The organism is Brachybacterium endophyticum (assembly GCF_003130585.1).
Taxonomy (GTDB): domain Bacteria; phylum Actinomycetota; class Actinomycetes; order Actinomycetales; family Dermabacteraceae; genus Brachybacterium; species Brachybacterium endophyticum.
Window position 1 is genome coordinate 597,139 of sequence record NZ_QFKX01000001.1, and the last position, 12,221, is coordinate 609,359.

General features: G+C 72.4%; 11 protein-coding genes. 8 read left to right on the forward strand and 3 right to left on the reverse strand.

The genetic code is table 11. The annotated features are described in order from the left end of the window. The first annotated feature begins 2 nt into the window (after positions 1 to 2). Positions 3 to 1,310, forward strand: coding sequence for a uracil-xanthine permease family protein (locus DEO23_RS02590; RefSeq protein WP_109274421.1), 1,308 nt, complete (start codon positions 3 to 5; stop codon positions 1,308 to 1,310). Beyond that, on the forward strand, positions 1,307 to 2,140 hold the full coding sequence (locus DEO23_RS02595; protein ID WP_109274422.1) for a GNAT family N-acetyltransferase: 834 nt from the start codon (positions 1,307 to 1,309) through the stop codon (positions 2,138 to 2,140). The genes DEO23_RS02590 and DEO23_RS02595 overlap by 4 nt, the downstream gene beginning before the upstream one ends. Here the strand turns inward: DEO23_RS02595 and DEO23_RS02600 are convergent. Beyond that, positions 2,128 to 3,516, reverse strand: coding sequence for a glucose-6-phosphate dehydrogenase (locus DEO23_RS02600; protein ID WP_109274423.1), 1,389 nt, complete (start codon positions 3,514 to 3,516; stop codon positions 2,128 to 2,130). The genes DEO23_RS02595 and DEO23_RS02600 overlap by 13 nt on opposite strands. Before the next feature lie 75 nt (positions 3,517 to 3,591). Between DEO23_RS02600 and glsA the strand changes: the two genes are divergently transcribed. The 4 genes from glsA to DEO23_RS02620 all read left to right on the forward strand — a co-directional run bounded on the left by glsA (position 3,592) and on the right by DEO23_RS02620 (position 8,794). Then, on the forward strand, positions 3,592 to 4,569 hold the full coding sequence (gene glsA, locus DEO23_RS02605) for a glutaminase A (protein ID WP_240613174.1): 978 nt from the start codon (positions 3,592 to 3,594) through the stop codon (positions 4,567 to 4,569). Between the two features lie 108 nt (positions 4,570 to 4,677). Beyond that, the gene (locus DEO23_RS02610; protein ID WP_109274425.1) at positions 4,678 to 5,532 is read left to right on the forward strand and encodes an ABC transporter ATP-binding protein; all 855 of its coding nucleotides are present in this window, start codon (positions 4,678 to 4,680) and stop codon (positions 5,530 to 5,532) included. 81 nt (positions 5,533 to 5,613) lie between these two features. Then, on the forward strand, positions 5,614 to 6,657 hold the full coding sequence (locus DEO23_RS02615) for an ABC transporter substrate-binding protein (RefSeq protein WP_109274426.1): 1,044 nt from the start codon (positions 5,614 to 5,616) through the stop codon (positions 6,655 to 6,657). 7 nt (positions 6,658 to 6,664) lie between these two features. After that, a complete protein-coding gene (locus DEO23_RS02620; RefSeq protein WP_109274427.1) occupies positions 6,665 to 8,794 on the forward strand; it encodes an iron ABC transporter permease in 2,130 nt (709 codons plus the stop codon). On the opposite strand, the gene ctlX is transcribed toward DEO23_RS02620, so the two are convergent. Both ctlX and DEO23_RS02630 read right to left on the reverse strand, forming a co-directional pair. After that, positions 8,783 to 9,760, reverse strand: coding sequence for a citrulline utilization hydrolase CtlX (gene ctlX, locus DEO23_RS02625; protein ID WP_109274428.1), 978 nt, complete (start codon positions 9,758 to 9,760; stop codon positions 8,783 to 8,785). The genes DEO23_RS02620 and ctlX overlap by 12 nt on opposite strands. After that, positions 9,757 to 10,791 (reverse strand): ornithine cyclodeaminase, encoded by a 1,035-nt coding sequence (locus DEO23_RS02630; RefSeq protein ID WP_109274429.1) that lies wholly within the window; start codon positions 10,789 to 10,791, stop codon positions 9,757 to 9,759. Before DEO23_RS02630 ends, ctlX begins: the two co-directional genes overlap by 4 nt. A 170-nt stretch (positions 10,792 to 10,961) precedes the next feature. Between DEO23_RS02630 and DEO23_RS02635 the strand changes: the two genes are divergently transcribed. After that, entirely contained in the window at positions 10,962 to 11,405 is a 444-nt protein-coding gene (locus DEO23_RS02635; RefSeq protein WP_109274430.1) for an Lrp/AsnC family transcriptional regulator, read from the forward strand. 330 nt (positions 11,406 to 11,735) lie between these two features. Next, on the forward strand, positions 11,736 to 12,215 hold the full coding sequence (locus tag DEO23_RS02640) for a GNAT family N-acetyltransferase (RefSeq protein WP_109274431.1): 480 nt from the start codon (positions 11,736 to 11,738) through the stop codon (positions 12,213 to 12,215). Positions 12,216 to 12,221 lie beyond the last annotated feature (6 nt).

The following is a 12,221-nucleotide window of genomic DNA, read 5'->3' on the forward strand; positions in this document are numbered from 1 at the left end:
GCATGCCGCTGTGGTCCCTGCACGGCGACGGCCGCACCGTCGCGCCCGGCGCGATCGTGCGCCCCGAGGAGCGCCTGGCCTGGCCGCTGACGATCGGCATCGGCGCCCAGCACGTGGTGGCCATGTTCGGCGCGACCTTCCTGGTCCCGCTGCTGACCGGCTTCCCGCCCTCGACCACCCTGCTGTTCAGCGGCATCGGCACCCTGCTGTTCCTGACCATCACCCGCAACCGGGTGCCCAGCTACCTGGGCTCCTCCTTCGCGTTCATCGCCCCCATCACGGCCTCCACCCAGGCCGGGTCGATGTCGGCCGCGCTCGGCGGGGTCCTGATCATCGGGATCGCCATGGCCCTGCTCGGCCTGCTCGTGCAGGCCGTCGGCACCCGCTGGATCGGGCTGCTGATGCCGCCGGTGGTGATGGGGTCGATCGTCGCCCTGATCGGCTTCAACCTCGCGCCGACCGCCTACGGGAACTTCCAGAAGTCCGCCGTCACCGCGACGATCACCCTGTTCGCGGTGGTGCTGTGCACGGCCCTGTTCAAGGGGATCCTCGGTCGCGTCTCCGTGCTGCTGGGCGTGATCGTCGGCTACCTGGTCGCCGTGGCCCGCGACGAGGTCCACTTCGACGCGGTGCGCGAGGCGCCCTGGCTGGGCCTGCCGCAGTTCCACCACCCCAGCTTCGACCTCTCGCTGCTGCCGATGTTCCTGCCGGTGATCGTGGTGCTGCTCGCCGAGAACGTGGGGCACGTGACCAGCGTCGGCCTGATGACGGCGCGGAACCTCGACCACATGGTCGGGCGCACCCTCGCTTCCGACGGCATCGCCACCGCGCTCTCCGCCGTCTTCGGCGGCTCGCCGACCACCACCTACGGCGAGAACATCGGCGTCATGTCGGCGACGAAGGTCTACTCGACCGCCGCCTACTGGGTCGCCGGGATCGTCGCGATCCTGCTCTCCCTCTCCCCGAAGATCGGGGCGCTCATCAACACCGTCCCGCCCGGCGTGCTGGGCGGCGTCACCTTCGTGCTCTACGGACTGATCGGCATCGTGGGCGTGCGCATGTGGGTCGACGGCCGCGTGGACTTCTCCCGCCCCAAGAACCAGATCACGGCGGGCGTGGCCCTCGTGGTCGGGATCGCGAACGTCACCTGGACCTTCGGCGGCATCCAGCTCACCGGCATCGCGCTCGGCACCCTCGCCGCGCTCGTCATCTACCACCTGATGGCGGGCCTCGGACGGCTGACGGGGACCGACCGGGCGGAGGAGCCGGAGCCGGAGCCCGAGACGGTCGAGGAGCCCGCTTCGCGATGAGTGTCCCGAGCACCCGTCTCGCGGTCCCCGCGGATCGCGAGCTGGTGCGACGTCTGCGGCTGCGCACTCTGCGCGAGAGCTTCGAGGCGTTCCGGACGCAGGCCGAGGACGTCCTCGTCCAGGAGGCGCAGGACCCGCAGTACTGGGACCGATTCCTCGCGGACGGCGCCTGCCTCCTCGTCACCCCCGAGGGCGCACCGGAACCCCTCGGCCTCGCCCGCATCGTCCCCTCCGCGACGGCCGGGGAGCCGGCGAGCATCCACTCCGTCTGGGTCGCCCCCGAGACCCGCGGCAGCGGCGCCGGCAGGGCGCTCGTCGACGCCTGCATCGACTGGGCCGAGGAGCACCTGCCCGGCGTGCGGCTGCGGCTGCACGTGATGGAGCAGAACGCCGCCGCGCGCCGGCTCTACGAGCACTGCGGCTTCGGGGAGGTCGCGCCGGATCCCGAGCGCCCCGGGCAGATCAGGATGGAGCGGCGCTCCGGACGTGCGCGTCCCGCCGTGCTGCTGTCCACCGAGCTCCTCGTCCGCTATCGCGCGGTGGACCGCGAGCAGGTGGGCTCGCCGCACCGGGACACCGCCGCCCATCTCGACGCCCTCGAGGCCGACGCCCGCCTCCACGGGATCCGCATCCCGCTCGATCTCGCCGTCGCCGAGGAGTTCGCGACCCTGGACGGGAACCATCGGCTCGCCGTCGCGCTGCGCCTCGGGCTCACCGAGGTCCCCGTGCACGTGACCCGTCGGCCCTCCAGCCCCCGGCCCGAGCACGCGCAGCCGCTGCAGCCCGGCGACCGCGAGCTGCTGGAGGAGGCGCTCGCTCAGGAGGAGTGAACGGCGGTCTCCTGCTCCCAGCCCGTCGGCCCCTCGGACCCGGCCGGGTAGGTGTCCATCGGGGTCCTGCCCTGCTGCCAGGCGGCAAGGATCGGCTCGCAGATCCGCCACATCTGCTCGGCCACGTCGCCGCGCACTCCGAGCGCCTCGTCGCCGTCGAAGACAGCCTGCAGCACCTGGCCGTAGGGCCACAGGTGCACCGCCTGGTCCTCGCCGCGGAGCTCGAGGGGCCCGGTGCCGCGCCAGTCGGTGCCGCCGGTGGCGAGGCGTAGGGCGATCTCCTGGGTGTCGAGGTCGATCACCAGGCGGTCCGCGGGGCCGTCGCCCACCGGGCGGAACCTCACCACGGTCTCGAAGCGGTTCCGCGCGAGGGCCTTCCCCGAGCGCAGGGTGAAGGGCACGCCCCGCCACCGGGGCGTGTCGACCTCGACGGTCACCGCGGCCAGCGTCTCGGTGTCGTTCGCGGCCTCGACGCCGTCCTCGGCGAGGTAGTCGGGCACCGTGCGCTCGCCGATGCTCCCCGCGGTGTAGCGGGCCCGGCGGGAGCTGGTGCCGGGGTCGCCGGTGAACGGTCGCACCGCCCGCAGCGCCGCGAGCTGGGCGTCGTGCACGGCCTGCGCGCCGAGGTCCGCGGGCTCCTCCATCGCCAGCAGCGCCAGCGTGATCAGCAGGTGGCTCTGGACCATGTCGCGCAGGGCGCCCGCGCGGTCGTAGTAGCCCGCCCGCCCCTCGAGGGTGAGGGACTCGTCGTAGACCACGTCGATGCTCTCCACCTGGCGGGCGTCCCACACCCCGCGCAGCAGCGGGTTCGCCGTCCGCAGCGGCAGCAGCCTCAGCACCGGCGCGGTGCCCAGGAAGTGGTCGACGCGGAACACGCGCGAGGAGTCCTCCACCAGGTCCTCGAGCAGCGTGTTCAGCTCCCTCGCCGACGCCTCGTCCTCGCCGAAGGGCTTCTCGAGCGCGAGCCGCACCTGGTGGGGCAGCCCGATGCGCGCGAGGATCTGGCACACCGAGCGGGTGATCGACGGGGGCAGCGCGAAGTACAGCACCGTCGGCCCGTCGACCGTCGCCATCAGGTCCCGCAGCTGCGCCTCGTCGAGCAGGTCGAGGGTGCGGTAGTCGGAGGTCTGTGCGATCTGCGCGGAACGCTCGCTGCTGGCGCCGCCCTCCCGCAGCGCGTCCTGGACGCGCGAGCTCCAGACCTTCGGCGTGAGCTCCCGACGGTCGGCGCCGGTCAGGGAGATTCTCCGCTCGCCCTGCTGGGCGAGCAAGGACCCGAGGCCGGGCAGCAGCAGGCGCCGGGTGAGGTCGCCCGAGGCGCCCAGGACGATCAGGCGCTGGGGCGCGGGGAGCGGGGTGGGGACGGCAGCGGTCATCGGATCCCTTTCTCGGGCCGGCGGGGCCTCGTGGCTGATCGGCCCATTATGACCGCAGCGGGTACGGTCGCTGGTGTGACCAGCGCACTGAGCACCTACTTCGAGCGTCAGCTGACAGCCCTCGCCGCCGCTCCCGTGGACGGGGACATCCCGGACCTCTCGCGCTCCTCCGGGGCCCGGGAAGAGCACCTGGGCATCGCCCTGTGCTCGGCCGAGGGGGAGGTCCTGACCGCGGGGACGGACCGGCCCTTCCCGATCCAGTCGATCTCCAAGGCCTTCGCGTACGGTGCCGGGATCGACCTGCACGGCCTCGAGTACGTCGACTCGATCGTCGACGAGGAGCCCACGGGCGAGCAGTTCAACGCCCTCAGCCTCGATGCCTGGACGAAGAAGCCCAAGAACCCCCTGGTGAACATCGGGGCGATCCGCACCCACGCGATGCTCGGCCCCACCCAGGAGGAGCGCTCGCAGCGGCTGCGGTCGGTCCTGCACGCCGCCGCCGGTCATCCCCTCGAGCTGCACGAGCAGACCCGTCGCGAGGAGCTCGAGGCGGCCGACCGCAACCTCGCGCTCGCCTACATGCTGCGGGCGGCGGGATCGATGACGGAGGAGGCCCACGAGGTGGTCGCCGGGTACATCGAGGGCTGCGCGGTGACGGCCACCGTCACCGACCTGGCGGTGATGGCCGCGACCCTCGCCGCAGGTGGCACCAACCCGCTGACCGGCGAGGAGGTGTTCTCGCGGGTCGCCGCCCGCAAGACCCTCTCGGTGATGCTCACCTGCGGGATGTACGACAACGCGGGCGACTGGGTCAGCGACGTCGGGCTGCCCGCGAAGTCCGGCGTGGGCGGTGGCATCATCGCCGCCCTTCCCTCTCGCTGCGGGATCGCCACCTACGCCCCTCAGCTGGACCTGCACGGCAACTCGGTGCGCGGCACCCTGCTGTTCGAGCGCTTCAGCCAGGACTTCGCCCTGCACATGCTCGACGGCGTCGCGTCGATGGATCTCGAGCAGCGCGCGGCCGAGCTCGTGGAGGCCGGCGGCGCGTACTGAGAGCGGCCCGGGGAACCGCCCGCCCGGGAGCGGCACCGCAGGCGCTGTGAGCCACGGCACAGCGTTCCGGACTAGGGGCGAACTGTCCGGAAGGTTAGGCTCTCCTTCATGAGCATCGACCTCGCCGAGCAGGAGTCCGCCACGGGATCCCCGTTCGCGAGCTTCCGTGGACCGGTGCACGAGCTCGACGCCCGCGCCCTCGTGCTGCGCTACGGCCGCACCGCGGTGGTCCACGGGGTCGATCTGCAGATCCGCCCCGGCGAGGTCACCGTCCTGCTCGGACCCAACGGCAGCGGCAAGTCGACCGTGCTGCGCGCCGTCTCCCGCCTGCACCCGCTGGGCAGCGGGAGCGTGCGGATCGCCGAGCGCGAGACGTCCCTGATGGGCGCGCGCGAGTTCGCCTGCGCGCTCACCCTGTTCTCCCAGAGCCGTGGTCTCCCGCAGGGGCTCACCGTCCGGGAGGTCGTCGCCTTCGGGCGCCACCCCCACCGGCGCCGCTTCGCCGCGCTGAGCGAGGACGACCACGCCGCGATCGACCGCGCGCTCGAGCTCACCGGCACCGCCGGGTTCGCGCACCGCGGGATCAGCGAGCTCTCGGGCGGCGAGGTGCAGCGCGTCTGGCTCGCCTCGTGCCTCGCACAGGACACCGGCATCGTGCTCCTGGACGAGCCCACCAACCACTTGGATCTCCGCTACCAGATCGAGACCCTCGACCTGGTGAGGGAGCTCGCCCGCGAGCACGGCACCGCGATCGGCGTGGTCCTGCACGACCTCGGTCAGGCCGCGCGCATCGCCGACCGTGTCGTGCTGCTCGAGCACGGCGAGGTCCACGCCGCCGGCACCGTGGACGAGGTGCTGACCGACGAGCACCTCAGCGCCGTCTACGAGATCCCGATCGAGGTCAGCAAAGACCCCTGGAGCGGGCGCCATCGCGTCAAGGTCGCCGATCGCCGATCGTCCTGAACCCTGCTCGACCTACTCCTGAACCACCCCGACACACCCTCCGACGCACCCGACCCATCCCTGTCGATCCCCCGGAGAACCATGACCGCCACCGCTCTGCGCCGTCTCGTCGTCACCCTCACCCTGACCCTGACCGCGGTCTCCCTCGGTGCCTGCGGGACCACCGACGTCGGCGGCTCGGGGGAGAAGTCCTCCGACTCCTCCGCCGTCTCGAAGGACTGCGCCGAGGACTCCACGAAGACCTCGTCCGGCCCCGTCGAGGTGACGGATGACTTCGGGCGCACGGTGAAGCTCGACGAGCCCGCGAAGCGCGTCGCCGTCCTCGAGTGGCAGCAGACCGAGGACCTCCTCAGCCTGTGCGTGACGCCCGTCGGGGCATCGGACACCGAGGGGTTCTCCACCTGGGACACCGCCGAGAAGCTCCCCGAGGGCGTGACCGACGTGGGCGAGCGCGGCAAGCCCGACATGGACACGCTCTACGGCACCGACCCCGACCTCATCATCGTCGAGGCCTCGAGCAAGGACGACGAGATCATCGGACAGCTCGAGAAGCGCGGCGTCCCGGTGCTCGCCACCCAGGGCGCGGACGCGAAGGACCCCATCGGCACGATGAAGTCCCTGTTCTCCACGATCGGTGAGGTCACCGGGCGCAGCGACCGGGCCGACGCCGTGCTCGAGGACTTCGACGAGCATCTCGCGCAGGCGAAGAGCGAGGTCGAGGCGGCCGACCTCCCCACCAAGAAGTTCGTCTACTTCGACGGCTGGGTCGAGGGCGGCAACGTGACCATCCGCCCCTTCGGCAAGGGTGCCCTGTTCAGCGCGCTGGGCGAGGAGCTCGGCCTGCAGAACGCCTGGAAGGGCAGCACCGACCCGATCTACGGCCTCGGCCAGACGGACATCGAGGGCCTCAGCAAGGTCGGCGACGCGGAGCTCTTCTACACCTCGACCGACGACCCCAACGGCAACTACGCCACCGAGCTGACCAAGAACGACATCTGGACCTCGCTGCCCGCCGTCAAGGAGAAGCGCACGCACGCCTTCCCCTCGAGCATCTGGACGTTCGGCGGACCGAAGTCGTCCGAGCAGGCCGTCGACGCGTACGTCGACGCGCTCACCCAGAAGTGATCGCCGCGTGAGCGCGGCGACGACGCGCTCCCGGACCGACGCCGGGGTCACGGAGGCGCCTGCCCGCACCCCACGCCGGGTGGGGCCCCGCGCCCTCGCCTCCGGCGGGGTCGGGCTGGTGCTGCTCGTGGCCGTGCTCGTCCTGGTGGGCGCCTGGCACCTCACCCAGGGCACCTCGGGCGTCGGCCTGGGGGACCTGCTGGGCGCCGCGCTCGGCCACGAGGACCCCCGCGCCGAGGTCCCCGTCTCCGCGATCCTCTCCGCCTCGCGCCTCCCGCGCCTGCTCGCAGGCGTCGCCGTGGGCTTCGCCCTCGGCGTGGCCGGTGCCGTGCTGCAGTCCCTGGCCCGCAACGCGCTCGCCTCCCCGGACACGCTCGCGGTCACCTCCGGCTCCTACCTCGCACTGGTCCTGGTCGCGGCGTTCGAGCTGTCCGTGCCGCTGTGGGCCTCGGGGGCCGTGGCCTTCGCCGGGGGACTCGCCGCGGCCGCCCTCGTCCTCACGATCGCCGGTGGGTCGGGCACCTCGACCACGCGTCTCGTGCTCGCGGGCTCCGCCGTCGCGCTCGCCCTGCAGGCGGCGACCTCCGCCCTGCTGATCCTCTTCCAGGTCCAGACCACGGGGCTGTTCGCCTGGGGGAGCGGATCCCTCGCGCAGCTGAACCTCGACGCCTCCCTGCGGGCGATGCCGGTGATCGCCGTGCTGCTCGCCCTCGCCCTGGTCCTCGCACGCCGCCTGGACGTGCTGGGGCTCGGCGACGACGCCGCCGCGTCCCTCGGCATCTCCGTGCGCCGCACCCGGATGATCGGGGTCCTGATCGCGGTGCTGCTGACGGCGATCGCCGTGACCGTGGCCGGGCCCGTCGGCTTCGTGGGCCTGGGCGCGCCGGTGCTGGCCCGTCTGCTCGCCTCCCTGCTGCCGGGTCTGCACCGCCACCTGCTGCTGCTTCCCGCCTCCGGGTTGCTGGGTGCGATCACCGTGATCACGGCCGACGCCCTGCTGCGGGCCCTGATGGGGGCGCAGGACGCGGCGAAGATCCCGACCGGCATCGCGACCTCGATGGTCGGGGCCGTGATCATGGTGGTGCTCGCCCGACGCCTGCGCGACTCGGGTCCCGCCGAGCAGCCGCCGCAGACCCGCACCCCGCCGCGCTCCTCCCGCAGGGCGCTCGCCGTCGGCAGCGGAGCGCTCCTCGCCCTCATCGGCGCCGCCCTGCTCGGACTGCTCGCGGGCAGCCTCTGGCTGCGCACCGGTGACCTGGTCCTCTGGGCCACCGGCAGCGCCCCCGCACCGATCCGCTTCGCCCTGGACGAGCGGCTGCCCCGGGTGCTCGCGGCGATCGTGGGCGGCGCCGCCCTCGCGCTCGCCGGCACCGTGGTCCAGTCCACGGTGCGCAACCCCCTGGCCGAGCCCGGCATCCTGGGCATCACCGCCGGCGCGGGCCTCGGCGCGGTCACCGCCCTCACCCTCGGCGGGGCGGCCGGGGCGAGCCGCCCGGTGATGATCAGCGCCGCCGTGGCGGCGGGCCTGGTCACCTTCGCGGTCATCTACCTGCTGTCGTGGCGACGCGGGATCCGCCCGGAGCGTCTCGTGCTGGTCGGCATCGGCATGGGCTTCGGCCTCAGCTCGCTGACCGCGCTGCTGCTGCTGGCGAGCAACCCCTGGGACACCCCGCGCCTGCTGACCTGGCTCTCGGGCACCACCTACGGGCGTGCCCTGCCGGACGTCGCCGTGGTGGGCGTCGTGCTGGTGCTCGCCGTCCCGCTCGTGCTGGGGCTCTCGCGCGAGCTCGATCTGCTGGCGCTGGACGAGGACTCCCCGAGGATCGTCGGCGTGCGGCTGGAGCGGGTGCGTCTGGCCGTGATCGTGCTGGCGGCCGTGGTCGCCTCGATCAGCGTGGTCGCCGTCGGCACCGTCGGCTTCGTCGGGCTGGTGGCACCGCACCTGGCGCGGGGCCTGGTGGGCTCTCGTCACGCCCGTACGGTGCCGCTCGCGATGCTGCTGGGCGGGCTGCTGGTCTCGGTCGCGGACACGCTGGGCCGAACCCTCATCGCCCCCGCCCAGATGCCCGCGGGACTCGTGGTCGCCGTGATCGGCGCCCCGTACTTCGTCTGGCTGCTCTGGCGCTCACGCGCCTGAGAGCACGCGGGCGTCCTGGGTGTCGCGAACCGCCGTCCGATCCTCGGCGGCCTCCAGGTGCACGCCCGCGATCATGCAGCGCACCGATCCACCGGCGGTCTCGATCGTCGGCACCGGGACCGCGACGATCCGGCACGAGCGCTCGATGTCCCTCCGCTGCTCCGGGGTCAGGGACGCCTCGGCCGTGGCCGACATCAGCAGGCAGTGCCCGTCACGTCCCTCGACCTCCAGGCAGTTGCCGAGGAAGGAGCGCACCTGGGACTCGTCGATCTCGACGACCGTGCGCCCGCCCTCGCGCAGACGCGCGAGCACCCGCTCCCTCTCGGCCCGGTCGCGGATCATCCCGCTGCCCACCACGGCGAGGTCGGTCCCGATGCTCATCAGCACGTTCGTGTGGTACACGGGCACGCCGTCGGTGTCGGTCGCGGTGAACAGCAGCGGCTCGTAGCCGAGGTCCGCGCAGACCTCCTCGAGGAGGGCGGGGCTCAGGCGCCGGGAGCGGCAGGCGAAGGCCAGGCGGTTCACGTGGTCCAGGACCATCGCCCCGGTGCCCTCGAGGAAGCGGTCGTCGTGCTCCCCGCAGGAGTAGTCCACGACCCGGCGCACCCGGAAGCGCGACAGCACGTGGTCGACGATGTCGCGGCGGCGCTCGGCGCGCCGGCTCGGGGCGTACATCGGGAACAGGGCCAGGGTGCCGTCGGGATGCGTGCTCAGCCAGTTGTTGGGGAAGACGCTGTCGGGCGTGGTGGCGCCGTCGTCGTCGAAGACGTCGACCTCGACGCCGATCGCCCGCAGCGCGCCGGCCAGCTCCGTGACCTCGCGCCGCGCCCGGGCGGCGAGCACCCGCGGAGGGATACCCCCCACCCCGGCGATGTCCTCGAAGGCGTTGTCGAGAGCTGTCTCCGGGTTCGCCGTGAAATGGTGCGGACGCACCAGGATCGCGCGGGACGGTGCCTGCGCGCTCATCGGGGTCCGATCGGCGCCAGGCTGGTGACCAGCGAGAACAGATCCTTGGGGTCTTCTGGCGAGGCGACCAGGTCCACGTCCGAGACCAGCTCCGTGCCGCCCGTGGCCTCCCTCGCGCAGCACAGCGCCGAGAAGTCGGAGATCGCGAAGCCCACCGAGTCGAACACCGTGATCTCCTCGGCCGACGTGCGAGCCGCGGCGCTGCCCGTGAGCACCTCCCACAGCTCGGTGACGGGGAAGTCGGCCGCCATCTGCTGGATCTCGCCCTCGATGCGGGTCTGCGGGGTGAACTCGACGAACACCCGGGCGTCCTCGAGGATCCTGGGGTCGAGCTCGGTCTTGCCGGGGCAGTCGCCGCCGATCGCGTTGATGTGCACGCCCGGCTGCACGTCGGCCAGGTCCAGCACGTGGTTCTGCGCCTTGTCGGCCGTGCAGGTGGTGATGACGTCGGCGCCGAGGGTCGCCTCCGCGGCCGATGCGGCCTCGTGGATCCGGAAGCCGAGCGGCTCGAGGTTGCGACGCACCTTCGCGACGGCCTCCGGGTCGATGTCGAACACGCGCAGGTCCTCGATGCCCAGCACCCCGCGGAAGGCGAGGGCCTGGAACTCCGACTGCGAGCCCGCGCCGATCAGGGCGAGGACGCGGGAGTCCGGCCGGGCGAGGGCGCGCGCCGCCATCGCCGAGGCCGCGGCGGTGCGCAGGGCCGTCAGCAGCGTCATCTCGGCGAGGAACACGGGGTATCCGTTGTCGACGTCGGCCAGGACGCCGAACGCGGTGACGGTCTGGAACCCGCGCGCGGGATTGGACGGATGGCCGTTGACGTACTTGAAGGAGTAGGTGACCCCGTCGGACGTCGGCATCAGCTCGATGACGCCGAAGGGCGTGTGGCTCGCGATGCGGGGGATCCGCTCGAAGCTCTGCCACCGGGCGAAGTCCGCCTGGAGGCGCTCGGTCATCGTGGTGAGGATGTGCTGGGCGCCGTCCCGCTGGATCCAGCGGGCCATGTTCGCCACGTCGAGAAGCTGTGTCATCGTCGATCGTCTCCTGGTCATCGCCGATGGCCCGGCGTCCGCGGGATCGCGGACGTCCTGACCCTGACCAGGCCAGAGTAGATTTCGCAGATGGCAGGAGTAAGAGGCGAGACGCTCCACTTCTGTGAAGTCGGTGCGCAGAATGTGGCCCTCTGATTAGCATTCTGCTCATGGAGAGTGCTCGTGATCGTCTGACCGACCTGGATCACCGTCTGCTGGCGGAGCTGCGCCGTGACGGCCGCGCCCCGATCGCGACGCTCGCCTCGCGCCTCGGCGTCTCCCGGGCGACGGTCACCCACCGTCTCGAGCGGCTGACCACGCAGGGTGTGATCGTGGGCTTCACCGTGCGGGTGCGGGACTACGTGCAGGAGGCCGCGGTGCGGGCGATCTCCTTCATCGAGGTCGAGGGACGCACCACCGACCGGGTGATCGAGAACCTGCGCGGCTTCGCGGAGATCCAGAACCTCCACACCACCAACGGCGGCTGGGACCTGGTGGCGGAGATCGCGTGCCCGGACCTGCCGGCCTTCGACGAGGTGCTGCGCAGGGTCCGCGGCATCGACGGCGTCGTGAACTCCGAGACCAGTCTGCTGCTGAGCTCCGTGGTGCGGTGAGGACGTCGGCGGCGCCCGGGGCGATCCGCGCCCGGGCATGGGCGGACCCGCAGGCCGCGCTGGTGCGCCTGCCGGATGGACGAGGTCCGGCGCCTGCGGGTCCGGGCAGCTCGGTGGGATTCGCTGCACGTCCCTCGATCTGGTGGTCGGCGGGATGCCCGCCGGGTCAGGTCGATGGTCGCCTCAGCGGCGAGCCACCTCACACGTCCGCGAATTCTTCATCCGTCGGATCACCTCCTTCCCTGTGTCCGACGAGCGTAGATCCGGCCGGGAACGAGCGGCAAGGGAATTACGCCGTGGGCGCGACAGGTCCGGCGGTAGGTTGACCCGGTGATCAGCGCGCGACGACTCGGGCCCGAGGACTGGGAGATCTGGCGGGGGCTGCGCCTGCGCGCGCTCGACCAGGCACCCGAGGCCTTCGGGACCACCCTGGAGGAGGCGGTCGGAGCCGACTCCCCGTCCCACTGGCGCGCCGCGCTCGAGGGGGCGATGACCGGCTTCGTCGTGGAGGACGACGGTGTGCCGGCCGCGATCGGGAGGCTCCTGATCGAGGTGGACCCCGATGCTCCCGTGGAATTGATCTCGGTCTGGGTGGATCCCGCCCACCGGGGCCGCGGCCTCGGCCGGGCGCTGATCGCCGCGGCCCTCGACCACCTGGCCGCACGCCGCCCCGGCACCCGCCTGCGGCTCGCGGTCGTCGAGACCAACGCTCCCGCCCGCCGGCTCTACGAGTCCTGTGGGTTCGCGGTGATCGGACCCAATCCGGAGGACGATGCCGAGCTGCTCATGGAGCACGCGGGCGCTCGGTAGACTCCC